Origin of the sequence: Agrobacterium sp. CCNWLW32, from assembly GCF_037083425.1 — a bacterium.
Taxonomy (GTDB): domain Bacteria; phylum Pseudomonadota; class Alphaproteobacteria; order Rhizobiales; family Rhizobiaceae; genus Agrobacterium; species Agrobacterium radiobacter.
The window spans coordinates 326,605-350,955 of record NZ_JBAOJM010000001.1 but is presented as its reverse complement, the minus strand read 5'-3'; the positions used below and the strand labels follow the sequence as shown (position 1 = coordinate 350,955).

25 protein-coding genes are annotated in these 24,351 nt (G+C 60.2%); 15 read left to right on the top strand and 10 right to left on the bottom strand.

What is annotated here, in order from left to right; translation table 11 throughout:
• Positions 1-139: 139 nt before the first annotated feature.
• Positions 140-337, top strand: a complete 198-nt coding sequence (locus V6R85_RS01950) for a hypothetical protein (RefSeq protein WP_162693415.1) — start codon at positions 140-142, stop codon at positions 335-337.
• On the opposite strand, the gene fabF is transcribed toward V6R85_RS01950, so the two are convergent.
• The 4 genes from fabF to fabD form a co-directional block, all read right to left on the bottom strand.
• Positions 325-1,587, bottom strand: a complete 1,263-nt coding sequence (fabF, locus tag V6R85_RS01945) for a beta-ketoacyl-ACP synthase II (protein ID WP_003502082.1) — start codon at positions 1,585-1,587, stop codon at positions 325-327. The two genes, V6R85_RS01950 and fabF, sit on opposite strands and share 13 nt — an antisense overlap.
• 247 nt (positions 1,588-1,834) lie before the next feature.
• Entirely contained in the window at positions 1,835-2,071 is a 237-nt protein-coding gene (locus tag V6R85_RS01940) for an acyl carrier protein (RefSeq protein ID WP_003502080.1), read from the bottom strand.
• Between the two features lie 350 nt (positions 2,072-2,421).
• Positions 2,422-3,159 (bottom strand): 3-oxoacyl-[acyl-carrier-protein] reductase, encoded by a 738-nt coding sequence (gene fabG / locus V6R85_RS01935; protein WP_003502072.1) that lies wholly within the window; start codon positions 3,157-3,159, stop codon positions 2,422-2,424.
• A 98-nt stretch (positions 3,160-3,257) separates the two neighbouring features.
• Entirely contained in the window at positions 3,258-4,202 is a 945-nt protein-coding gene (gene fabD / locus V6R85_RS01930) for an ACP S-malonyltransferase (RefSeq protein ID WP_003502070.1), read from the bottom strand.
• Between the two features lie 222 nt (positions 4,203-4,424).
• Between fabD and V6R85_RS01925 the strand changes: the two genes are divergently transcribed.
• From V6R85_RS01925 to rplI, 6 genes are all read left to right on the top strand, one after another.
• Entirely contained in the window at positions 4,425-5,468 is a 1,044-nt protein-coding gene (locus V6R85_RS01925) for an aldo/keto reductase (protein WP_111834277.1), read from the top strand.
• Positions 5,469-5,482: 14 nt separating this feature from the next.
• On the top strand, positions 5,483-5,995 hold the full coding sequence (locus V6R85_RS01920; RefSeq protein WP_020811737.1) for a ClbS/DfsB family four-helix bundle protein: 513 nt from the start codon (positions 5,483-5,485) through the stop codon (positions 5,993-5,995).
• 273 nt (positions 5,996-6,268) lie between these two features.
• Positions 6,269-6,730, top strand: coding sequence for a 30S ribosomal protein S6 (gene rpsF, locus V6R85_RS01915; protein ID WP_003520723.1), 462 nt, complete (start codon positions 6,269-6,271; stop codon positions 6,728-6,730).
• A gap of 13 nt (positions 6,731-6,743) precedes the next feature.
• Complete coding sequence (gene rpsR / locus V6R85_RS01910) at positions 6,744-6,992, top strand: 30S ribosomal protein S18 (protein WP_003502063.1); 249 nt, start codon at positions 6,744-6,746, stop codon at positions 6,990-6,992.
• Positions 6,993-7,177: 185 nt separating this feature from the next.
• Positions 7,178-8,152 carry a hypothetical protein gene (locus V6R85_RS01905; protein WP_003502061.1) on the top strand — a complete coding sequence of 325 codons (975 nt, stop codon included), beginning with the start codon at positions 7,178-7,180 and terminating at the stop codon, positions 8,150-8,152.
• 14 nt (positions 8,153-8,166) lie between these two features.
• Positions 8,167-8,742 (top strand): 50S ribosomal protein L9, encoded by a 576-nt coding sequence (rplI, locus tag V6R85_RS01900; RefSeq protein WP_003502059.1) that lies wholly within the window; start codon positions 8,167-8,169, stop codon positions 8,740-8,742.
• 263 nt (positions 8,743-9,005) lie between these two features.
• Here the strand turns inward: rplI and V6R85_RS01895 are convergent, their stop codons facing one another.
• The 3 genes from V6R85_RS01895 to V6R85_RS01885 are packed head-to-tail and all read right to left on the bottom strand — an operon-like array spanning position 9,006 to position 12,293.
• Positions 9,006-10,073, bottom strand: a complete 1,068-nt coding sequence (locus V6R85_RS01895) for an HlyD family secretion protein (RefSeq protein ID WP_031234094.1) — start codon at positions 10,071-10,073, stop codon at positions 9,006-9,008.
• A 19-nt stretch (positions 10,074-10,092) separates the two neighbouring features.
• Entirely contained in the window at positions 10,093-11,841 is a 1,749-nt protein-coding gene (locus V6R85_RS01890) for an MFS transporter (protein ID WP_162690386.1), read from the bottom strand.
• The gene (locus V6R85_RS01885; RefSeq protein WP_060724025.1) at positions 11,838-12,293 is read right to left on the bottom strand and encodes a MarR family winged helix-turn-helix transcriptional regulator; all 456 of its coding nucleotides are present in this window, start codon (positions 12,291-12,293) and stop codon (positions 11,838-11,840) included. The genes V6R85_RS01890 and V6R85_RS01885 overlap by 4 nt, the downstream gene beginning before the upstream one ends.
• 311 nt (positions 12,294-12,604) lie before the next feature.
• On the opposite strand from V6R85_RS01885, the gene V6R85_RS01880 reads away from it, so the two are divergent.
• A complete protein-coding gene (locus tag V6R85_RS01880) occupies positions 12,605-14,101 on the top strand; it encodes a replicative DNA helicase (protein WP_003502052.1) in 1,497 nt (498 codons plus the stop codon).
• Positions 14,102-14,200: 99 nt separating this feature from the next.
• Here the strand turns inward: V6R85_RS01880 and V6R85_RS01875 are convergent, their stop codons facing one another.
• From V6R85_RS01875 to V6R85_RS01865, 3 genes are all read right to left on the bottom strand, one after another.
• Positions 14,201-14,503 carry an AzlD family protein gene (locus V6R85_RS01875; RefSeq protein ID WP_336377004.1) on the bottom strand — a complete coding sequence of 101 codons (303 nt, stop codon included), beginning with the start codon at positions 14,501-14,503 and terminating at the stop codon, positions 14,201-14,203.
• Positions 14,500-15,204, bottom strand: a complete 705-nt coding sequence (locus V6R85_RS01870; RefSeq protein WP_003502049.1) for an AzlC family ABC transporter permease — start codon at positions 15,202-15,204, stop codon at positions 14,500-14,502. Before V6R85_RS01870 ends, V6R85_RS01875 begins: the two co-directional genes overlap by 4 nt.
• A gap of 157 nt (positions 15,205-15,361) precedes the next feature.
• Positions 15,362-16,219 carry an AraC family transcriptional regulator gene (locus V6R85_RS01865; RefSeq protein ID WP_060724023.1) on the bottom strand — a complete coding sequence of 286 codons (858 nt, stop codon included), beginning with the start codon at positions 16,217-16,219 and terminating at the stop codon, positions 15,362-15,364.
• An 86-nt stretch (positions 16,220-16,305) separates the two neighbouring features.
• Here V6R85_RS01865 and alr point away from each other — a divergent pair, with 86 nt between their 5' ends.
• The 7 genes from alr to cysS all read left to right on the top strand — a co-directional run bounded on the left by alr (position 16,306) and on the right by cysS (position 24,332).
• Positions 16,306-17,481, top strand: a complete 1,176-nt coding sequence (gene alr, locus V6R85_RS01860; protein ID WP_111834275.1) for an alanine racemase — start codon at positions 16,306-16,308, stop codon at positions 17,479-17,481.
• A 64-nt stretch (positions 17,482-17,545) separates the two neighbouring features.
• The gene (locus V6R85_RS01855; protein WP_111834274.1) at positions 17,546-17,800 is read left to right on the top strand and encodes a type II toxin-antitoxin system ParD family antitoxin; all 255 of its coding nucleotides are present in this window, start codon (positions 17,546-17,548) and stop codon (positions 17,798-17,800) included.
• 313 nt (positions 17,801-18,113) lie between these two features.
• Positions 18,114-19,520: a DNA repair protein RadA gene (gene radA, locus V6R85_RS01850; RefSeq protein WP_003502040.1), complete on the top strand. Its 1,407-nt coding sequence runs from the start codon at positions 18,114-18,116 to the stop codon at positions 19,518-19,520.
• A gap of 89 nt (positions 19,521-19,609) precedes the next feature.
• Entirely contained in the window at positions 19,610-20,197 is a 588-nt protein-coding gene (locus V6R85_RS01845; RefSeq protein ID WP_003502039.1) for a CvpA family protein, read from the top strand.
• Between the two features lie 138 nt (positions 20,198-20,335).
• Positions 20,336-21,844 (top strand): amidophosphoribosyltransferase, encoded by a 1,509-nt coding sequence (gene purF / locus V6R85_RS01840; RefSeq protein ID WP_020009510.1) that lies wholly within the window; start codon positions 20,336-20,338, stop codon positions 21,842-21,844.
• 144 nt (positions 21,845-21,988) lie between these two features.
• Positions 21,989-22,729, top strand: coding sequence for an SDR family NAD(P)-dependent oxidoreductase (locus tag V6R85_RS01835; protein WP_111834273.1), 741 nt, complete (start codon positions 21,989-21,991; stop codon positions 22,727-22,729).
• Positions 22,730-22,946: 217 nt separating this feature from the next.
• Complete coding sequence (gene cysS, locus V6R85_RS01830; RefSeq protein ID WP_111834272.1) at positions 22,947-24,332, top strand: cysteine--tRNA ligase; 1,386 nt, start codon at positions 22,947-22,949, stop codon at positions 24,330-24,332.
• The last annotated feature ends 19 nt before the right edge of the window (positions 24,333-24,351 follow it).

Sequence of the window (24,351 nt, the reverse complement as noted above, 5' to 3'; positions counted from 1 at the left end):
GTCCTTTTCAGTTCGGCGTTGTCAGCGCTTTTTGCGCAGGTAATGCGGCAAAAACAGGTTCGGAATGTCTTCCTGCACCACATGGAGATATCGTGAAGCATATCTTTCCGCTTCACGAACATCGTTTCGGACAAAGCCGATGGAGGAAGCAGCCTGCGGCCGGAAATCACCCCGAACCGGCAAACGCTTCATAAACGACTACAATATCGGCGCGAAAACCGGAATGACTTTCGCAAGCCGCAATGCGTTCTTCAAAGGAAAGAACGGCCTTTGTCAGCACCCGGTGGGAGGGCGCCAGCGCGGCGGCAGAGCCGCCGCCGGGGATTATGCTTCGTAACGACGCAGCACGAGGGAGGCGTTGGTACCGCCGAAACCGAAGGAGTTCGAAAGCGCCACGTTGACCTGCCGCTTGCGCGCCTTGTGCGGCACCAGGTCAATCTTCGTCTCCACATCGGGATTGTCGAGGTTCAGCGTCGGCGGAACGATGTTGTCGCGGATCGCAAGCGTGGCGAAGATCGCCTCGATAGCGCCCGCCGCACCAAGAAGATGGCCGGTGGCCGACTTGGTGGAAGACATCGAAATCTTCGCGGCCGATTCGCCGACGAGCCGTTCGACCGCGCCGAGCTCGATCGTATCCGCCATGGTGGAAGTACCATGGGCGTTGATGTAATCGATATCATCAGGCGTCAGGCCGGCGCGCTTCAGCGCCATCGACATGCAGCGATAGGCGCCTTCACCATCCTCGGACGGAGCGGTGATGTGATAGGCATCACCGGAAAGGCCGTAACCAACGACTTCGGCGTAAATCTTCGCACCGCGCGCCTTGGCGTGTTCCAGCTCTTCCAGAACGACGATGCCTGCACCTTCACCCATGACGAAACCGTCGCGGTCACGGTCATAGGGGCGCGAGGCCTTCTGCGGATCGTCATTATGCTGGGTTGAAAGCGCCTTGCAGGCGGCGAAGCCGGCAAGCGCGATGCGGCAGACCGGCGATTCAGCGCCACCGGCGACCATGACGTCGGCATCGCCGAGTGCGATCAGACGGGCGGCATCGCCAATGGCGTGCGCGCCGGTCGAGCAGGCCGTCACCACCGCATGGTTCGGTCCGCGCAGCTTGTGGCGGATGGAAACCTGGCCGGATACGAGGTTGATCAGACGGCCGGGAATGAAGAAGGGAGAAATGCGCCGCGGGCCCTTGTCGCGCAGGGTATAGCCCGCCTCGACAATACCTTCCAGGCCGCCGATGCCAGAGCCGATCATAACGCCGGTGGCGATCTGGTCCTCGTCCGTTTCCGGGTGCCAGTCCGCGTCGGCAAGCGCCATGTCGGCGGCAGCCATGCCGTACAGGATGAAAGGATCGATCTTGCGCTGTTCCTTGGGTTCCATCCAGTCATCGGCATTGAAGGTGCCGTTGGAACCATCGCCTACGGGAATACGGCAGGCGATCTTTGCCGGAAGGTCTTCGACTTCGAATTCAGTCACGAGACGGGCGCCGTTATGGCCGGCCAAAAGCCGTTCCCAGGTCACTTCCGTCCCACATCCAAGAGGAGATACCATGCCGGTACCGGTGATAACGACACGCCTCATCGCCAACGCTCCGCCCTTATCCAAATCATCGGTCTTCATGCAACGCCGGACATCAGGGATGTTCATTCGATGTTGCAGTATTTCAAATGTCAGCATGATGGCTGCGGGCGCCGTTTCCGGCCCGTGACCTCATGCATCGCCCGGAACACGCGCCGCTTGGGGCATGTACCGTCCTGCCTATAAAACATTGGCCCGGACGAGCCGGGCCAAGGACGGGAGGATATTGCACCTCCCCCATGAAGGTCGATCAGGCCTGGGCCTTCTCGATGAACTTTACGGCGTCGCCGACAGTCAGGATCGAGTCAGCTGCGTCGTCGGGAATTTCGACGCCGAATTCTTCTTCGAAAGCCATGACCAGTTCAACGGTATCGAGCGAATCAGCGCCCAGATCGTCAATGAAGCTAGCGCCTTCAACAACCTTGTCGGCGTCAACGCCAAGATGATCAATTACAATTTTCTTTACGCGTTCTGCGATATCGCTCATGTCGGTTTCCTCGACCTTTATTTTAAAGGGAATGCCTTACGGCACCCTGCCCTGTTAGAAGCCCTCATGCGCCGTTCAAATCCGGCACTGCTGGCAAACCCGTTCAACCCGGTCCAAGCTAGACATCGTCACGCAAAATCGCAACGGCTTCCTGTCTCTCCGGGACGACTGTTCACAGTCTTGGCCCGCTTAACATGGTTTCAATCGGTCGAAAAGCCTGAAAACGCGCTAAGCACAGCGTATGACAGGCTATTTCGCCGAAAACCAGTCGGCGGGGCCTTGCGGCGCCAGCTACCCAAGAAGGTGCTTAAACAGCGCCGCAATCCTTTTCATGACGGCCTCATGCGCCGTCAGATCATCGCCATGCCGCCATTGACGTGCAGGGTCTGGCCAGTCATGTAACCTGCCTCATTGGAAGCCAGGTAAAGAACGGCCGACGCGACTTCCGCACCGGTTCCCATGCGCTTCATCGGAATGGCGCCCATAATGGCGTCTTTCTGCTTGTCGTTCAGCTTGCCGGTCATCGCGCTTTCGATGAAACCGGGCGCCACGCAGTTGACGGTGACGTTGCGGGTGGCGATTTCCTGCGCCAGCGACTTCGAAAAACCGATCATGCCGGCCTTGGAGGCGCAGTAGTTGGCCTGGCCGGGATTGCCGGTGACGCCGACGATGGAGGTGATGTTGATGATGCGGCCGAAACGGCGGCGCATCATCGGATGTGTCAGCTCGCGCGTCAGGCGGAACATCGCCGTCAGGTTCACTTCGATGACGTTATCCCAGTCCTCGTCGCTCATGCGCACGAAGAGGCCGTCCTTGGTGATGCCGGCATTGTTGACGAGGATATCCACGCCCTCCAGCTCGGCTTCGGCCTTTTCGCCGAGCGCCTTTACCTCGGCTCGGTCGGCAAGGTTAGCCGGGAAAATCTTGACGCGGTCGCCAAGTTCCGCCGCCAGCGCTTCAAGCTTTTCAACGCGGGTGCCGTGCAGGCCGACGGTTGCGCCCTGGCTGTGGAGAAGGCGGGCGATTTCTTCGCCGATGCCGCCGGTCGCGCCGGTTACGAGAGCCTTGCGGCCTGTCAGATCTAACATGTTCCGTTCCTTCTTTAGAGCAATTCCGCAAAGCCTTTTAACGGAATTGCATCGGGAATTATCGTAAAACAAAAGGCCGTTACGGGGCGAAGCCCGTCTCAGCCGATAAGAGTGGCGAGAAGCTGGTCGATATCGGCAGCGCCGTTGACGGCAACGCCGTTCACCGTCTTGTCGATGCGGCGGGCAAGGCCCGTCAGCACCTTGCCGGAACCGATCTCGTAAAGCTGCGTCACATTGTTGGCGGCGAACCACTCAACCGTCTCGCGCCAGCGCACCTGGCCCGTTACCTGCTCGACCAGCAAAGCGGCGATCTCATTGGCATCGGAAACGGGTGTGGCGCGCACATTGGCGACAACGGGCACGACCGGGTTGTGTTTTTCGACCTTGGCCAGCGCCTCGCGCATGGCTTCCGCCGCCGGCGCCATCAGTGCGGAGTGGAAGGGTGCCGAGACCGGCAGCATGATGGCGCGCTTGGCGCCCTTTTCGGAAGCGATCGCCGCCGCCTTTTCAACGGCAGCCTTGCCGCCGGAAATAACCAGCTGGCCACCGCCATTGTCATTAGCGATTTGGCAGACACCGAGGATGCCGGCTTCCTCGCAGATTGCGGACACCGCATCATGCTCCAGCCCGATGATCGCAGCCATCGCGCCCTCGCCGACCGGCACGGCGGCCTGCATGGCATTGCCGCGGATACGCAGAAGACGGGCGGTATCGGCAACCGAGAAGGTGCCGGCGGCACAGAGCGCCGAATATTCGCCGAGCGAATGGCCGGCTACATAAGAAACCGTATCGGACAGTTTGAAGCCGCGCGCTTCGAGAACCCGCATGACCGCCATGGACACGGCCATCAGCGCCGGCTGGGCATTGGCCGTCAGCGTCAGCGTCTCTTCCGGGCCGTTCCACATGATATCGGAAAGCTTCTGGTCGAGCGCCTCGTCGACCTCCTGAAACACGGCGCGTGCTTCCGGATAGGTATCCGCCAGCTCCTTGCCCATGCCGACGGCCTGGCTTCCCTGACCGGGAAATGTGAATGCAATACCCATGGGATGTCGTCCTTCTTGTCTGGCCTTGCCTTTATTCTTTCGGACTTCCATTCACATTCCCGCCAGCGAAGTCAAGGCTTGAAGCCCTATGGCAGGCCTTTGTCAGGGGTTTTGCCGACCTGTTTTCCCCTTTCTTTTCATCATATTTTTTCTTGCACTGCGGCAAATCCCCATTACTTTCACCCCACCTTCCAAAACTCGTCAAAGCACCGGGACCTCTCCATGAAACAGAATCTACTGGGACGCACGGGCATCTCCGTGTCCGAAATCTGCCTCGGCACCATGACGTGGGGCACGCAGAACACCGAAGCAGAAGCCCATCAGCAGATGGACTACGCCATCGAAAACGGCGTCAATTTCTTCGATACGGCCGAGCTTTATCCGACCACCCCCGTTTCCGCCGAAACACAGGGCCGGACAGAGGAGTATATCGGCAGCTGGTTCGAAAAGACCGGCAGGCGCGATCAGGTCGTGCTCGCCACCAAGGTCGCCGGCTCCGGACGCGATTATATTCGCGGCGGCCGCGATATCGACGCCGCCGCCATCCGCGAGGCGGTGGATACCAGCCTCAAGCGGCTGAAGACCGACTACATCGACCTCTACCAGGTTCACTGGCCGAATCGCGGCACCTACCATTTCCGTGGCGCCTGGGGCTTCGACGCCTCCGCTCAGGACAAGAAGCGTACGCTTGCCGAAATCACCGAAAAGCTGGAGACGCTCGGAGAACTGGTGAAGGCCGGCAAGATCCGCGCCATTGGCCTCTCCAACGAAAGCGCCTGGGGCACGCAGAAATATATCGATATCGCGGAAGCGAACGGCCTGCCGCGCGTCGCCACCATTCAGAACGAATATAACCTGCTGTACCGCAGCTTCGATCTCGACATGGCGGAAGTCGCCCATCACGAAGATGTCGGCCTGCTCGCCTATTCGCCGCTTGCGGCGGGTCTGCTGACCGGCAAATACCAGAACGGCGCGCGCCCGGCGGGATCACGCGCCTCCATCAACAAGGATCTCGGCGGCCGGTTGCAGCCGCTGCAGGAAGCGCCGGTCAAGGCCTATCTAAAGCTTGCCGCCGGGCATGGGATCGATCCGGCCCAACTCGCCATCGCCTTCTGCCTGACACGCCCCTTCATGGCCTCGGCCATCATCGGCGCAACGACGATGGAGCAGTTGAAGGTGGATATCGCGGCGGCGGATGTGACGCTGTCGGAAGAGGTGCTGACGGGTATTGCCGCGATCCATCGGCAATATCCGATGGCGATCTAAGGTAGCTGGTTGCCATGGCCGTCCCCGAAAGCGCAACGGAACTGCGAACTGCAATCGAAAGCAGTTTTGAAAAGCTGATGCGCGAATTGGAAACAGTCCCGGTGGACCTTGCCGGGACGAGGGACATGGACGGCCATGCAGCCGGTACGCTGATGAGCGTCAACGACCTCGTCGCCTATCTGATTGGCTGGGGAGAGCTGGTGCTGAAGTGGATATCGCTTCGCGCCGAAGGTCGTGAACCGGATTTTCCCGAAACAGGCTATAAGTGGAATGCGCTGGGAGCCTTGGCGCAGAAATTCTATGGCGACTACGTCTCCCTGTCTTTCGCCGAACGGCAGGAACGACTGGACAGTGTGAAAAGACGGATCATCGACGCCATCAACGCATATGATCCACATCAGCTTTACGCCCCCGGCTGGTACGGCAAATGGTCGCTTGGCCGTATGATCCAGTTCAACACGTCCTCGCCCTACGTTAACGCCCGCGGACGGCTGCGAAAATGGAAGAAAGCCAGAGGAATAGCTTGATTTTGCGGTGCGGGGTTGTTTTCTGCGGAAAAATCCGTATAAGCGCGCTGTTCATAACACCCGGTCCAATTGGCTGGTGGCTGAACGGAGGGCTGGTTCCGGTAACGGAACAGCAGGAACCATAAGGTTTTTCCGGCCTCCCGTGTCTCCGCTCTCGACCGTCTCGAACAACGCTTTTCTTGCTTTAAGGCTTTACCGCCTACCCAAGAGCAGTCGTTGAGGCTTAGCGCCGTTGCCGGGTGAAGGACGAAACGCAAGAAAGGCAAAGCTTAAATGGCTCTTTACGAACACATCTTCCTTGCCCGGCAGGATATTTCTGCCCAGCAGGTCGACGCACTTGTCGAGCAGTACAAGGGCGTTATCGAATCGTTCGGCGGCAAAGTCGGACGCATCGAGAACTGGGGTCTGAAGTCCCTCACCTACCGCATCAAGAAGAACCGCAAGGCTCACTACGCTCTCATGGACATCGACGCTCCGGCGGCCGCCATCCATGAAGTCGAGCGCCAGATGCGCATCAACGAAGACGTTCTTCGCTACATGACCATCGCCGTCGAAGCCCACGAAGAAGGCCCGTCCGCGATGATGCAGAAGCGCGATCGCGACGACCGTCCGCGCCGTGACGGCGACCGTCCGGACCGTGGCCCGCGTGAAGATCGTGGTCCCCGCGCACCGCGCGAAGGTGGCTTCGGCGACCGCGAAGACCGTCCGCGCCGTCCGCGCGAAGACCGTGCATAAGGAGAATTGACCTATGGCTGACGCATCCTCTTCCCAGGCACGCCGCCCGTTCCACCGCCGTCGCAAGACGTGCCCCTTCTCCGGCGCCAACGCTCCGAAGATCGACTACAAGGACGTACGTCTCCTGCAGCGCTACATTTCCGAGCGCGGCAAGATCGTTCCGTCCCGCATCACGGCCGTTTCCCAGAAGAAGCAGCGCGAACTCGCCCAGGCGATCAAGCGCGCCCGCTTCCTCGGCCTGCTGCCCTACGTAGTAGCGTAATGAATTAAAGCGAGGCTGCGGTTTATCGCAGCCTCGCTTTTCTCGATCAGCTGACTCTTGATCAGCGGGTCGAAAATTATAATCCTTCCGCGTTGGGCGCGGATCGATACTCTGAAAAACCCATGTTGGGGATGAGGCTCTCAGGAGCGATCCTCTAACTGCTTAAGTTTCAGCAGGACAGCGAAGTGCAGAAGTTGAACCAGACAGTGCTGATCTCCGGCGTTCTCGCCGGCATATGCGCCGCGTTTCTGACGCTTGGCGCAACGGCACAGTCGTCCCTGTCCTTCCTGCTTTATGCCGGTTCCGCCATGCCGATCTTCATCGCCGGCATGGGCTGGGGCAACCGCGCCGCCATTATCGCGATCATCACCACGGCCATCATCGGCGCGCTGGTCATGTCGCCGCTTTTTGCGCTGACCATCGCAATCTTCACGCTGATCCCGGCGGGCTGGCTTTCGCATCTCGCCAATCTGGCGCGTCCGGCCTCCGAACTCGGCGGTCCGGATGATCTGCTTGCCTGGTATCCGCTTTCCGGCATCGTCCTGCATCTGTGCATTCTAGTTTCCGTCGCCGTCGTCATTCTCGGCTGGATGATCGGTTACGGTCCCGATCTCGTCACGCGTATGATCGACATGATTATGACCTCGGTTCAGAACCGCGAACCGTTGTTCGAACCCGATGTCGAGGCACTGGCGCGGACGAAGTCCCTGTTTGTACTTCTGCTGCCGATCGTTCAGGGCGGTCTCTGGGTCATCCTGCTGTTTGCCGCCTATTATTTCGCGACGCGAGTGGTCGGCACCTTCGGCAAGGGTCTGCGCCCGCGCGAGGACATCGCTTCGGCGCTGCGCATGCACCGCAACGCCATCTTCATCTTCCTCGCCGGCATCGTCGCCATCTTCCTCGGCGGCGTCGCGGCCATGGTCGGCGCAGTCATCTGCGGCACCTTCGGCGCGGGCTTTCTGATGGCGGGTTACGCCTCGTTGCACAAGCGCGCCCGCGGCAAGGACTGGCGGCTGCCGGTTCTCATTCTCGCATATCTTTCGGCGGTCTTTGTCTTTCCGCTGTTCATCATTCTCGTGTTCGGCCTGAGCGACGTGCGCAGCACGATCTCTCTTACACCGGCGCGGAAAACCGACAATTCGAACGAAACCAAACCATAGAAAGGATCAAGAAGATGGACGTCATTCTTCTCGAACGCATCAACAAGCTCGGCCAGATGGGCGAAACCGTAAAGGTTCGCGACGGCTACGCCCGTAACTTCCTGCTGCCGCAGGGCAAGGCGCTGCGCGCCAACGCCACCAACAAGGCACGTTTCGAAACCGAGCGCGCAACGCTTGAAGCCCGTAACCTCGAGCGCAAGTCGGAAGCCCAGAAGGTTGCCGAAGCACTTGAAGGCAAGTCCTTCATCGTCGTCCGTTCGGCTGGCGAAACCGGCCAGCTCTACGGCTCTGTCGCTGCTCGCGACGTCGTCGAAATCCTGGCTGCCGAAGGCTTCAACATCGGCCGCAACCAGGTTGAACTGAACACGCCGATCAAGACCATCGGCCTGCACAACGTCACCCTGCACCTGCATGCAGAAGTCGAGCTGCAGGTTGAGCTGAACGTTGCCCGTTCGGCTGAAGAAGCAGAGCGTCAGGCCAAGGGCGAAAGCCTCACCTCCGCTGACGCCATCTACGGCGTTGACGAAGACGCACTGCGTCCGGAAGACTTCTTCGATCCGGAAGCTGATCGCGACGGCGACGACGAATAAGATTTGGCTTAAAGGTCAAAGGAAAACCCCGGATGGCGACATCCGGGGTTTTTTGTTTGCATGGAATGTGTGGAGAGATACCCCCCTCTGCCCTGCCGGGCATCTCCCCCTCAAGGGGGGAGATCGACCCGCGGCGAGGTCACGGCCATCTCAACGTTTGAGAATGAAGCAACGGCAGAGCTTCTTGCTGATCTCCCCCCTTGAGAGGGAGATGTCCGGCAGGAGAGAGGGGGGTGCCCGCTATCCGCAGCCTCTACGCCCAACTACTTCGCCGCCGTCTCCGCCCCCTCAGGCGCCTTGCTCTTATCCACATGCACCACCACCGACATGCCCGGCGAAAGCTCCGCCGCAAGCGGCTGATCCGCATCGATCGCAATCCGCACGCCGAGACGCTGGGCGATCTTCACGAAATTACCCGTCGCATTGTCAGGCTTGATGACGGCGAATTCCGAACCCGTCGCGGGCGAAAACCGTTCCACATGGCCGGTCAGCTTGCGGCGATGCAGGGCATCCACGGAAATCGTTACGGGCTGGCCCACCTGCATGCCGGCAAGCTGGGTTTCCTTGAAATTGGCGATGACCCAGACATCGTGCGGCACGACGGCCATCAATTGTGTTCCGGCGGTGACATATTGACCAGTGCGCACGCCGACCTCGCCGAGCCTGCCATCCACGGGAGCGTGGATTTCGGTATTGGCGAGATCGATCCGGGCGAGCTCGACGGCGGCCTCGGCATTGGCGACGGCCGCCTGCAGCGAGCTGCGGTTGACGATGATGGTCTGCAGATCCTGCCGGGAAACCTCAAGCGCCGCCTTGGCCTGGGAGAGCGACGCCCTCGCCTTTTCAAGCCCGGCATGGGCTTCTTCTTGCAGGCTGGAGGTGCCGGCGCCACTCTTGATGAGATTATCCTGCCGGTCGGAGGCGAGCTGCGCCTGTTTCAGCGACGCCTCGGCACTGTCGACCGCCGCTTCACTCGAGCGGATGTTGGCGTTGGCGGCATTTTCCTGCTGTCGGGAATTGTCGAGTGCGGCCTTGTGGGTATCGAGCGTTGCTTCCGCCTGCGCCTGCTTCTGGCGGTAGATACGGTCATCGATCTTCGCGAGCAGCGCGCCCTGGCTGACTTCCTGATAATCCTTCACCGGCACGTCCACGACATAACCGCTCACCTGCGGGCTCATCGTCGTGACATAACCCCGTACGAAGGCGTTGTCGGTCATTTCGACGGTGGAAAGGAACGGCGGCAGCCGCCAAGCGTAAAGCACCAGCGCCACGCCGGCGAGACCGCCGAGCAGCACGAGAATGGAAACGGGGGTAAAAAACTTCTTCAGCATTTTGTCACTCTTGGAATGTTCAAGACTGTGGTGCCGGTGCGGCATCGATGTCTTCCCGGAAAAGGAAAGGACGGATGCGCAGCCATGCAAGGTGGATCAAAAGCGCGGCCAACGCCAGCGCGGAAACGACTGAAATCAGCAGGAACGTGTCATTATAAGCAAGCACATAGGCTTCCCTGCTGACCTGCTGGCCAAGCAGTGACAGCCCCTCTGCCTTCAGCAATGCCGGATCGGTGATGACATGGCTGTAAGCGCCGGAAAGCTGTGAGACACGCTGGGCGACCATGGGATTGGTAAGCAGGATATTTTCCACCAGAATATTGGAGTGGAACTTCTCCCGCAGCGTTACGAAACTGCCAAGCAGGCCGGTCATCAGCATCGAACCCGTGATCTGCGTGAACAGGAAGATGGTGATGAAGTTCACCAGATAGGGTGCACCCCGGGCCAGCGCGGCGGCGAAACCCTTGGCCATGACGGGCGGCAGGAACATGGCCGCGCCAAAGGCGATCATCATCTGGCTGAGATACATCTCACCCGGCCGCGTCAGATTGTTGGACTGGCTATCCATGAATGAACCGGCGGCGATCAGCGCCAGCGCAATCACATGGGCGGTATCGACGTATTTCGTCAGCATCAGCCAGGCACAGGCCGCACCGCCGAGAACGGTCGCCAAAAGCACAAGTGCATAAAGTGTCGTCGTCTGGTCGTTCAGCAGGCCGAGCTGCTGGTAAAAGCTGACCGCCGTTGAGGATTGCTCGGAGGAAACCGCACGGTAGACGAGCAGGACCGCAATAATGTGCAGGTTGGTTTTCGAGAAAATCCAGCGCAGGTCGAGCAGCGGATTCTTGCGCGGCAATTCGATGAAGGCCATCAGCGTCAGAAGTGCGATCGACGTCGCCAGCAGGGCGCCCAGCCACCATGTTTCGAACCACCAGTAGAACCGGCCGAGGGTGAGCATGACCGCCAGACAGCCGAGACCGCCTGCAAACAAGAGATAGCTCAGAATATCCATGCGCTCGATGACTTTCGCGCGCGGCGGCGGGGTGACCTTCAGCACATAGATCATGGCGAAAGCGATCAGCGCGAATCCCACTTCCATGGAATAGAGCGCGTTCCATCCGTCGATTTCCAACAGGGATGGCGAGACGATGCGGGCGAGCGGCGCTGACAGCAACGTGCCCGTCAGCGCTATGCTGAAACCAAGCGAGAATTTCCGCGCAGGCGGAAAGGCTTCCAGAATATAGAGAAAGCCGAGCGACGAGATCGGCGCGGCGGCCATGCCGCTGACAAAACGGATGACGATTGCCGAATGCAGGTCGGTCACGAAGAGGTTGAGACAGGAGGCCACGACAAACACGATAATCGAGACTTCGGCGAAGGGCCGCAGGCCATATTGCGCCCGGACCTTGAACAGCGCGATGGAAAACGTGGCGTAAGGCGCCATATAGGCCGCGGAAAGCCACGCGACCTCAGCCACCGTGGCGGAAAACTCGCCCTGCAACTGGTAGATATTGGCCATGACGAGATTCATGCCCAGGCCTTGTGTGATGAAGAACGACAGGCCCGCAAAAATGAAGCACAGCCGCAGCCAGAGCGGCCGCTCAACCGGCTGCGGTGCGGCGGCAGCGGCAGGTTCCGGCACGGTTTCGCCCGCGCCCGAAGCGCTCATCGGCGTCACTGCCGCTTCCGGAAGGTCGGCTGGTTTGGCAGTTCCTTCGGCATCCTGGGAAGCGGCCTTGTCAGCGGTTTGCGGTACGAGGTTGCTCATGATTGCACCCTCCCGGCCGCGAGATTTTGCAGATTGGCCGAAAGCCGGCGCATGACATCAAGCGCCGTCGCCAGTTCCTGCGAGGAAATGTCGGCGGCAATCTCAGAGCGCAGCGACTTTGCCATCGCCTGCACCGTCTCGGAGGTTTTCTCGCCCTCCGCCGTCATGTGGATGCGTTTGGCGCGGCGATCGGTTTCGTCGGAACGGCGCTCGATGAGGTTCTGCTTCTCCATGCCATCAAGCACCCGCACCAGCGTCGGCGTCTCGATTTCCATTTCCTCGGCAAGCTCGGTCTGCGTCAGCGGTCCACGCCGCGAGAGCGCAAAAAGCGCTCGCGCCCGCGCAAGCGTCAGCCCGCTCTCCCCCACCCGCGCGTCGAAAAACGCGCGCAGTTTCCGGGTGAAAGCGGAGACTTCATCGAGAAGCTGTTCCTTGTCGGTCTCGCGGGACATGTCAGCAAGCCTTATAATTAGCACACTACTTATTTTCTGCCTATTTATTCGTAAGACTGACGATTTTCAAGTTTCTTTCACGACGGGTCTGCCATGCGATAAACTCATGGCAGCGAATCACCTTGCCGGAAGACCCCGGCACCTTGTTCCCCACCGCCTGTGGATTGCTGGGGACAACTGAAGATGTGATCAAGCTTCGTAGAGCGGACGTCAGCCTGCCACAGAGTGTTGCAACAATATCATTGACTGCCATGCCCCAGAAAGCCAAACCCGAGGTTTAAGGACAAAGGCAAAGGGAGATCGCGCAAACCATGAACGACGCTGTGAGAAAGATCACCCCCGCGCAACCGGCGGAACCGCATTACCGTGAAGCGCCGAACAATATCGAGGCCGAACAGGCGCTGCTCGGCGCCATCCTCGTCAATAACGACGCCTATTACCGCGTGTCGGACTTCCTGAAGCCCGTGCATCTTTACGAGCCGCTGCACCGCAAGATCTTCGAGGTGGCGGGCGATATCATCCGTATGGGCAAGACCGCCAATCCGGTGACGATCAAGACCTTCCTACCCGCCGACGACAAGATCGGCGATCTGACGGTGGCGCAGTATCTCGCACGTCTGGCAGCGGAAGCCGTATCGATCATCAACGCGGAAGATTACGGCCGGGCGATCTATGATCTGGCGCTGCGCCGTGCGCTGATTCAAATCGGCGAGGATGTCGTCAACATCGCCTATGACGCCCCGCTCGACATGCCGCCGCAGGCGCAGATCGAAGATACCGAACGCCGCCTGTTCGAACTGGCGGAAACCGGCCGTTACGACGGCGGCTTCCAGTCGTTCAACGATGCCGTGGCGCTGGCAATCGACATGGCGGGCGCGGCCTTCGAGCGCGACGGTAACCTCTCGGGCATCTCCACCGGCATTCACTCGCTCGATGCCCGCATGGGCGGCCTGCAGCGTTCCGACCTTATCGTGCTTGCCGGTCGTCCGGGTATGGGCAAGACCTCGCTTGCGACAAACATCGCCTATAACATCGCCGCATCTTACGAGCAGGAAGTGCAGCCGGACGGGTCGTACAAGGCCAAGAACGGCGGCGTCGTCGGCTTCTACTCGCTCGAAATGTCGTCCGAACAGCTGGCGACCCGTATCATTTCCGAGCAGACCGAAGTGTCCTCCTCGAAAATCCGTCGCGGTGACATTACCGAGGCCGACTTCGAAAAGCTCGTCGCCTGCTCCCAGATGATGCAGAAAGTGCCGCTTTATATCGACCAGACCGGTGGTATCTCGATTGCCCAGCTTTCCGCCCGCGCCCGCCGCCTGAAGCGCCAGCGCGGCCTTGATGTTCTGGTGGTGGACTACGTTCAGCTGATGACCGGCTCCGGCAAGAGCGGCGAAAACCGCGTGCAAGAAATCACCCAGATCACCACAGGCCTCAAGGCGCTGGGCAAGGAACTCAACGTTCCGATCATCGCGCTTTCACAGCTCTCCCGTGCGGTGGAAAGCCGCGAAGACAAGCGCCCGCAGCTTTCCGACCTGCGTGAATCGGGCTCGATTGAGCAGGACGCCGACGTGGTGCTGTTCGTGTTCCGCGAGGAATATTACGTCAAGAACATGGAGCCGCGCGATATTTCCGATCCCAAATATACTGAATGGGAAGCCCTGTTCGACAAGGTGAAAGGCACGGCCGACGTCATCATCGCCAAGCAGCGTCACGGACCGACCGGCACGGTGAAGCTCGCCTTCCAGTCCGAGTTCACGCGATTTACCGATCTCGCCGATCCGAGCTTCAGCCAGTACGAAGAGCATTGATCCGGACATAATAGCCGAGAGGGTATGTTTACCGTCTCGGCTATATCCCACGTTCCGGAAACAAGGCCCGAGTCTTTTCAGAGCCTTGGTGGAATTTTCTCACAATCCGATTCCGCGCAGCAGCGCCACGGCCGCAACACCAAGCGCGGCGGCCGGCAGGAGGCTGAGGCGCAGCGCCGCGACGGCGGTTATTGCGCAGGCGATGGTTTCCGCCAGACCGCTCGCAAGCGCCGTCGGGGTGACCACGGCCATCAGGACGGCGGGAGGGACCACGCCGAGCGCCTTTTTCAGACGCGGTGTCAGGGTAAAATGACTGAACAGCAGCAGGCCGCCAAGACGCGTGGCGACGGTTGCCGCCATCATGGCAAGGATTGTCAGCAGCGTATTCGAATCGAGCGTCATGCCGGCTGCTCCGCCGGTTCCTCGTGGCCGAAGGCGGCAACGGCAAGTCCAGCCAGGGCGCCGGCGGCGATATACCAGGCGCCGGGAACAAGCGCATGGGTGAGACAGGCCGCGGAGGCACTTGCCACAAGCACGAAGCCGGTTTCCCTACCTTTCCAGAAGCCCATGAGCAGCACGATGAAAACGGCCGGAAAGGCGAAATCCAGACCGATGACCGACATGTCTCCCACAACCGAACCCAGCAGCGCACCGGCGAGCGTGGCAAGGTTCCAGACGAGATAAATCGACAGGGCGGCCCCGGTGAAGAAGGCTGCCGTCAATCGACCGGCAATGACGCGGAACTCCGACAGCGCCCAGGATTCATCCGTCAGCACCAGCATGGCCGCGTATTTCCGCCAGCCCCTGAAATCATCCAGCTTACCGGCGATGGAAGCGCTCATCAGCACATGGCGCAGATTGACCAGCAGCGCCGCAAAACCAAGTGCGCTCCAGCTTGCCGGATGGGTCCATAAATCCATCGCAACGAATTGCGAGCCGCCGGCAAAGACCAGCAGCGACATCAGCGACGCTTCGAGCGGCGACAGGCCTTTACCGATGGCGACCGCACCGAACACCACGCCGATCGGCACCATGGCGACCAGCAATGGGGCAGCCGCCCTCAGTCCCGCACCGAACTCGCCGCTTCTTCCCGATATGGACATCGCATTCTCCCTTTCGAAAGAGAGGGATTACGCTTGCGACATCCTGCGGTCTTGAACGAAAGTGATGTTATGCGGTTTTCTGCTGAAACTCCGCTTTTTGTTTTGTCGCATTTCCGAACGGAAAACCGGGGGCCACTTTCCTGGAAATGCTTTAAACTCAGGCGACCCGGAACTGCCCCGGCGTGACGCCGGTGCGGGCCTTGAAATGCCGAGTGAAATGCGCCTGATCGGCAAAACCGCACAAAGCCGCAACCTCGGCCGGCATCTCACCGGCGCGCAAAAGGCGGCGCGCCCTGCGGATGCGCACATCCGTCAGATAGGCATGCGGGGTGATGTGAAACTCTTTCCTGAAAGCGCGGATGAGGTGGGCGCGGCTGAGACCGGCGATGGAGGCAAGTTCCTCAAGGCCGATATCGGTCTCGTAATTGTCAGAGAGATAATCGCGGGCGGTGTAAACCGCCGTTTTCTCTCGGGTTTCGACCGGCAGAATGATGGCGCTGCCGTGCTTGCCGAACAAAGCCGCCAGAACCGAGAACATGCCCTCATCCGCCTCAAGAGCACCGGATTTCCCCTCCAGCCGCCGGTGCGCCATCTGAAAGGCGGCCGCCATCTGCGGATCGCGCGGCAGAAATCTGGGGAAGGATGGTGTGCCGTGGAAAACCCTGCCCGTGACATCCTCGATGATGTCGCGCAGCAGTTCCGTATCGGGATAGATCATCCGGTAACGATAACCACCGCCGCCCGGTGCGCCATCGTGAATCTCATCCGGATTGATGAGATAAAGATGCCCCGGCCCCGTCTGTTCGGTGGTGCCCTGGATGGTGGAAATCTGCGAGCCGCTTTCGATCGCGCCTATGGAAAACGTGTCATGCGCGTGCGGCGAATATTCGTGGGTGAGAAAAGTCGCGCTCAGGCACTCCATGCCGCCAAAACGCCGGTCACGCCAGAAACGCGTGGTTTCCGTCGTGGCAACGGGCATGAAATCAAGGGCCTGTTCCTGCGAAACATTGTGCATGAGCGAAGTTTAGAGCATTCCGTCCTTACCGTCTTGAACAAAAGTGCTAGGGTCCCAACCGGTTCAAGATCAACCGGACGCATGGCATGACAGACGACTTCGAAGATAGCTTCCCCGAAAACGAAACCGATGCTTTCGAGCACGCACCGCTGAGGCTGACCGTCGATCTCGGCGCTCTCGCCGATAATTGGCGGGACATGAAAAAGCGTTCCGGCAAGGCGCGGACGGCGGCTGTCGTCAAGGCCGATGCCTATGGTCTCGGCATCGAGGATTGCGGCGCGACGCTTTACCATGCCGGCGCGCGCGATTTCTTCGTGGCGACTGTGGCCGAGGGTGCGACCCTGCGTTCCTATGCCCCGGAAGCGCGTATCTTCGTGCTATCAGGCATATGGCAAGGCCAGGAACGCCAGGTTTTCGACAATGACCTGGTACCGGTTCTGGCCTCCGAGGAGCAACTTTCCTTCTGGATGGCGACGGTTGCCGAGCGTGGTGACCACCCCTGCGCGCTGCATGTGGATACCGGCTTCAACCGTCTGGGGCTGCCGCTCGACGACGCCTTGTTTCTGGCCGACGACGTGACGCGGCCGGCGAGTTTCGACCCGGTTCTGGTGCTGTCGCACCTCGCCTGCGCCGACACGCCCTCCTCGCCGATGAACAGGGTCCAGCTCGAATCATTCCGGAAGGTTAGCGCTGCTTTCGAAGGCATCGAATCAAGTCTCTCGGCTTCCGCCGGGATATTTCTCGGCCCCGACTATCATTTCGACCTCACCCGCCCCGGCATCGCCCTTTATGGCGGCGAAGCGGTCAATGACATGGCAAACCCGATGCGTCCCGTCGCCACGGCCGAAGCGCGGATCATCCAGATCCGTGAAGCGGGCGAAGGCCAGACCGTGAGTTATGGCGGCACCTTCCTGCTGAAACGGGCAAGCCGCCTTGCCATCGCATCTGTCGGTTATGCGGATGGATACCAGCGTTCGCTTTCCGGCTCCGGCATTCCGCTGCGCGAAATGGGCCATGGCGGCGCCTATGGTGTGGTCAACGGGCACAAGGTCCCCGTTGCCGGCCGGGTGACCATGGACCTCACGATTTTCGACGTGACGGATGCTCCGGCCAATGCCATCCGTGCCGGCGACTATATCGAGCTTTTCGGCCCGAATGTGCCTGTTGATGAGGCCGCACGGGCGGCCGGCACCATCGGTTACGAGATGCTGACGGGGCTTGGCCTGCGTTATGAGCGGCAATATCTGATGGCCGACGACTAGGCCGCACCTTGGCTCTTGGAAAGCGGAAGTGACCTGTGCTACAAGAGAACAAAAGGAGATCGAAATGCCCGAAATCCATTTGAGCGAGCAGGACGAGAAGTTCATCGAAGAGCAGGTGGCGGCGGGCATCTATAGCGATGCGGACGCCGTCATTCATGCGAGCCTGCAATTGCTGAGCAGTGGCGAGGGAAGACTCGCGGAGCTCCGGAAGATGATTCACGAAGCTGACGCAGAGTTCGAACGGGGTGATTACGTGACCTTTTCGACGGATGATGATCTGACCGCCTACATCATCGAACGCGCCAGAAACGAAAAGTGATAAAGGCCCGCGCGTATTCGCTGTCATCGCGCGCCATTCGTGATCTTATCTACATCTATAAATATCTGGAGGATAGAAATCCGGCCGCCGGCGAACAGCTCGTATCGGCCATCGAACGGAAAATCCGGGACTCGGCGCGGCTAGGTCTCACAGGGGTTCCCGTGACTGGATCAGTAGCGGCCTTCGCGCCGTCAATCATAAAAATCGCTGCATCTATTTTCGTGTAAAAGAAAACGAGCTGCGCATATTACGCATCGTCCATGGCCATCAACACGTTGGCGCTGAAGACGTAGAAGAAGAAAACTGACATCACATGGCCAAAGCCAAGACCCAATTCGTGTGCCAGAACTGCGGCACGGTTCACACCCGCTGGGCGGGAAAATGCGAAGGCTGCGGCGAGTGGAATACCATCGTCGAGGAAGATCCGATGGGCGGCATCGGTTCCGGGCCAGGCAAGACGCCGAAGAAGGGCCGCCCCGTCACGCTCACCTCGCTTTCCGGTGAAATCGAGGAGGCGCCGCGTATCCCGACCGGCATCAGCGAACTCGACCGTGCGACCGGTGGCGGTTTCGTGCGCGGTTCTGCGGTGTTGATAGGCGGTGATCCCGGCATCGGCAAATCGACGCTGCTCATGCAGGCGGCGGCCGCCCTTTCGCGGCGCGGGCATCGCATCGTCTATGTCTCGGGCGAAGAAGCGGTGGCGCAGGTGCGCCTGCGCGCCCAGCGTCTGGGTGCGGCCGAGACCGATGTGCTGCTGGCCGCCGAAACCAATGTCGAGGATATTCTGGCGACGGTTTCCGAGGGCAAACGTCCCGATCTCATCATCATCGATTCCATCCAGACGCTCTGGAGCGACACGGCTGATTCCGCCCCCGGCACGGTGACGCAGGTGCGCACCGGCGTGCAGGCGATGATCCGGTTTGCCAAGCAGACGGGCGCGACCATGGTGCTTGTCGGCCATGTCACCAAGGAAGGTCAGATTGCCGGCCCGCGCGTGGTCGAACATATGGTTGATGCCGTGCTTTATTTCGAAGGCGACCGCGGCCACCATTACCGCATTCTGCGCACCGTCAAGAACCGCTTCGGGCCGACGGATGAGATCGGCGTGTTCGAAATGTCGGACAAGGGGTTGCGCGAGGTTTCCAACCCTTCCGAACTGTTCCTCGGTGAGCGCAACGAAAAATCGCCGGGCGCCGCTGTCTTCGCCGGCATGGAGGGCACACGCCCTATCCTGGTCGAAGTACAGGCGCTGGTCGCCGCCACCTCGCTCGGCACGCCGCGCCGCGCCGTGGTCGGCTGGGACAGTTCGCGGCTTGCCATGATCCTTGCCGTGCTGGAGGCCCATTGCGGCGTGAAGCTCGGCCAGCACGACGTCTATCTGAATGTCGCCGGCGGTTACCGCATTTCCGAACCGGCCGCCGATATGGCGATTGCCTCTGCGCTGGTTTCCTCGCTTGCCGGTCTTGCCCTGCCCGCCGATTGCGTCTATTTCGGCGAAATCAGCCTGTCGGGCGCGGTACGGCCGGTCTCGCATACGGGCCAGCGATTGAAAGAAGCTGAAAAACTCGGCTTTTCCGCCGCACTTCTGCCTTCTGCTTCGGCTGAATTGCCGAAAGGCGGCAAGGGGCGCTGGACGGAAATCGAAAGCCTTCCGGACCTCGTGGCCCGCATCGCCGGCTCCGGCAACCGGTTCAAACAGGTTGAGGACGACGAATATTGATCCTTTCGCCAGGGGAAACAGTGGTGTAAGAGGATCGCAAAATTGGCAAGGCAGCGTCTGACAAGGCGTCGCACCTCCGGAGTTGGTATATGCCCATTACAATTTTCGACGGCATCGTCATCGCCGTTGTTCTTTTCTCCGCCATTCTTGCGATGGTACGCGGTTTTTCCCGCGAGATTCTGTCGATCGCGAGCTGGGCCGGTTCGGTCGCCGCCGCCTATTATCTTTATCCGGTCCTGCTGCCCTATGCGCGCAACTATACCGATGACGACAAGATCGCCATTGCCGGCTCGGCTGGCGTGGTTTTCCTTGTCTCGCTGATCGTGATTTCCTTCATCACCTCGCGCATTGCCGATTTCATCATCGACAGTCGCATCGGCGCGCTGGATCGCACACTCGGTTTCCTGTTCGGCGCGGCGCGCGGCATTCTGCTTTTGGTCGTCGCGGTCGCCTTCTGGAACTGGCTGGTGGATGTGAAGACGCAGCCGGAATGGGTGACGCAGGCGAAGTCCAAGCCTTTCCTCGACGGGCTGGTCGGCAAGCTGGAGGCGGTTCTGCCTGACGATATCGAGCCGCAGATCCGCGCCCGCATCCTCGGAAAGCCACAGGAACCGACGACCACGCAGGCGCCTGCGGAAGATGTGCCGGCCACAAATCCGCCGGCAACGAATAATTGACACAGTGTCGCGCCTTGCAATGCATGCAAGGCGCGCTATTTGTGCTAAATATCAAGCACGACACAGACGGACCGACCGGGGGAAATACTCACCGGAGAGGTCTTTCTTTTTTCTCGTTAGAGAGCAAGGGCAAGCCGGATGATTGAGCCGCTTTCGCATTCCCCGTTCCCTGGGGCCACTTTCAAGGAAGAGATCGACGGCGATACGCTGCATGAAGAGTGCGGCGTTTTCGGCATTCTCGGCCATGCCGATGCCTCGGCGCTGACCGCTCTCGGCCTGCATGCGCTTCAGCATCGCGGCCAGGAAGCAGCCGGCATCGTCTCCTTCGATGGCAAGCGCTTCCATCAGGAACGCCATATGGGCCTCGTCGGCGATCATTATACCGATCCGGCAACCCTTGCCCGCCTGCCCGGCTCCATCGCGATTGGCCACACCCGCTATTCCACGACAGGCGAAGTGGCGATGCGCAACGTGCAGCCGCTGTTTGCCGAACTGGAAGAAGGCGGCATTTCGATTGCCCATAACGGCAACTTCACCAATGGCCTGACGCTTCGCCGCCAGATCATCGCCACCGGCGCCATCTGTCAGTCGACATCGGATACCGAAGTCGTGCTGCACCTCATCGCCCGTTCGCGTCACAGCTCCACCGCCGACCGCTTCATCGACGCCATCCGCCAGATGGAAGGCGGCTATTCGATGCTGGCCATGACGCGCACCAAGCTGATTGCCGCGCGCGACCCGATCGGCATCCGCCCGCTGGTGATGGGCGAGCTTGATGGTAAGCCGATTTTCTGCTCGGAAACCTGTGCTCTCGATATCATCGGCGCGAAATTCGTGCGCGACGTTGAAAACGGCGAAGTCATCATCTGCGAAATCCAGCCTGATGGTTCGATCACCATCGACGCCCGCAAGCCGTCGAAGCCGCAGCCGGAACGTCTGTGCCTGTTCGAATACGTCTATTTCGCCCGCCCCGATTCCGTCGTCGGCGGCCGCAATGTCTATACGACGCGCAAGAATATGGGCATGAACCTTGCCAAGGAAGCCCCGCTGGAAGCCGATGTCGTGGTTCCGGTTCCCGACGGCGGCACGCCGGCAGCTCTTGGTTTTGCGCAGGAAAGCGGTATTCCCTTCGAATACGGCATCATCCGCAACCATTATGTCGGCCGTACCTTCATCGAGCCGACGCAGCAGATCCGCGCTTTCGGCGTCAAGCTCAAGCATTCCGCCAACCGGGCGATGATTGAAGGCAAACGTGTAGTTCTGGTGGATGATTCCATCGTGCGCGGCACGACCTCGGTCAAGATCGTGCAGATGATCCGCGAGGCCGGCGCCAAGGAAGTGCATATCCGCGTCGCCAGCCCGATGATCTTCCATCCGGATTTCTACGGCATCGACACGCCTGACGCCGACAAGCTGCTGGCCAACCAATATGCCGATGTCGAAGCGATGGCGAAGTTCATTGGCGCCGATTCGCTCGCCTTCCTGTCGATCGATGGTCTTTACCGCGCCGTTGGCGGCGAAAACCGCAACCCGGCGCGTCCGCAGTTCACGGACCATTATTTTACAGGCGATTATCCGACCCGCCTTCTCGACCAGAACGGCGAGGCCATGGGCAGCAAGATTTCCATGCTGGCCAGCAACGGCTGATTTTCCAGATCAACAAGCGGCCACCGGCTTCCGGGGCCGCTTTTTTCTTGCCTTTTGTTCAGGCAAGCGCATGCGACGATATGATCGCTTGCGAAAGGCCAGCGGCGCTTCGTAGAAGGAAGCGCAATCATTTCGGGGGAGACCATGACTATCGATCTCAAGGGCCGAATCGCTCTCGTTACCGGCGCTTCGCGCGGCATCGGCTATTTCACGGCGCTGGAACTTGCCAAGGCCGGCGCGCATGTCATCGCCTGCGCCCGCACGGTGGGCGGCCTTGAGGAGCTGGACGACGCCATCAAGGCCGTCGGCGGTACGGCGACGCTCGTTCCCTTCGATCTCTCCGACATGAAAGCCATCGATGCGCTGGGCGCCAAAATCTTCGAGCGCTGGGGCAAACTTGATATTCTCGTCGCCAATGCCGGTGTTCTCGGCGTCATCTCGCCGGTTGGCCATATCGAAGCGAAAGTCTTCGAAAGGGTCATGAACATCAACGTTACCGCCACCTGGCGGCTGATCCGCTCGGTCGAGCCGCTGCTTCTGAAGTCGGATGCCGGCCGCGCACTTATCCTGTCTTCGGGCGCCGCCCATAGCTGTCGCCCCTTCTGGGGTGTCTATTCCACCTCCAAGGCGGCAGTCGAAGCACTGGCCCGCACCTGGGCTGCCGAGACGCAGAAGAGCGCGCTTCGCGTCAACAGCATCAATCCCGGCGCCACCCGCACCGCCATGCGCGCTCAGGCCATGCCCGGCGAAGATCCGACAACCGTGCCGCACCCATCAGAGGTGGCCGCGGCCATTCTTCCGCTCGCCTCGCCCGATCTGACCGAAACAGGCAAACTCTTCCTCGTGCGCGAGGGAAAATTCGTGGACTACCGCCAGCCGGAGTGAATATTTTCCGCCCGGAGCGGCGATACGGCCACCACGGTTGCTCTTGACCGGGCCGCACCGCCGCGCCATAAAGCAAGATATGAGAACGATGATCTGCACCTGCTGCTGAGATTTTTTTTGCTGGTTCGCCACCGGCCAGATCGTTTTCGTCTCCCGCAAGGTCAAGAAAGATAAACGTTCCGGCCAGGATAATATTCTGCCTCTAGGGAACTGCCGCATGTCCTTGCGCCTGAAATTTCACAATACACTCACACGCGAAAAAGCGGAATTTGCGCCGATCGACGCTGACAATGTGCGCATGTATGTCTGCGGTCCGACGGTCTATGATTTTGCCCATATCGGCAATGCCCGCCCGGTCATCGTGTTCGATGTTCTCTACCGGCTGCTGCGCCACGTCTTTGGCGAAGACCATGTGACCTATGCCCGCAACATCACCGATCTCGATGACAAGATCAACGCGCGGGCGTTGAGGGATTATCCGCATCTGCCGCTGAACGACGCCATTCATGCGGTGACGAAAAAGACCGCCGATCAGTTCCATGAGGATGTGGCCACGCTCGGTTGCCTTCCGCCGACCGTCGAGCCGCGCGCCACCGACTATATCCGCGAGATGATCGACCTCATCGAGAAGCTGATCGCCCGCGGCCATGCCTATACGGCAGGCGGCGAGGTGCTGTTCGATACCCGGTCGATGGCGGATTACGGCCAGCTTTCCAAGCGGCCGCTGGACGAACAGCAGGCGGGCGCGCGCGTGGCGGTGGAAGCCCACAAGAAGACCCCCGGCGATTTCGTGCTGTGGAAACTGTCCTCGGATAATGAACCGGGCTGGGAAAGCCCCTGGGGTCGCGGTCGTCCGGGCTGGCACATCGAATGCTCGGCCATGGCCGGTCGCTATCTCGGTGAAGTTTTCGATATTCACGGCGGCGGGCTCGACCTCATCTTCCCGCATCATGAGAACGAAATCGCGCAATCGCGCTGCGCCAACGGCACGCATGTCATGGCCAATGTGTGGATGCATAACGGCTTCGTGCAGGTGGAAGGCCGCAAGATGTCGAAGTCCGAGGGTAACTTCGTGACGATCTACGAATTGCTGCACACGGACAAATTCGGCGGTCGGCAATGGCCGGGCGAGGTTCTGCGCCTTGCCATGCTGATGACGCATTATCGCGAGCCGATCGATTTTTCGGTGAAGCGTCTGGAAGAGGCTGAACGCCTGCTCGCCAAGTGGCCGGCGGCGGAAGCCTCAGATGCCGCCCCGGACGAAACCGTGCTCGAGGCGCTCGCCGACGATCTCAACACGGTTGCCGCCGTTCAGGCCCTGCATGCGCTGGCGCATGCCGCCAATACCGATCCATCCAGGCTGCCCGCCTTTGCGGCGAGTGCTGCCCTGCTCGGTGTCCTGCCGAAGAAGACGGAAATGGACGAGGCCATCGTTTCCGCCGTCGATGCGCTGGTTGAGCTGCGTCTGGAAATGCTGAAGGCGAAGAACTTTGCGGAGGCCGATCGTTTGCGTGACGAGCTTTCCGAGAAGGGCATTCAGCTGAAGGATGGCAAGGACAAGGAGACCGGGGAACGGACGACGACGTGGGAGTTGAAGCGGTAATTTAGCGTTGCGGCTAGCG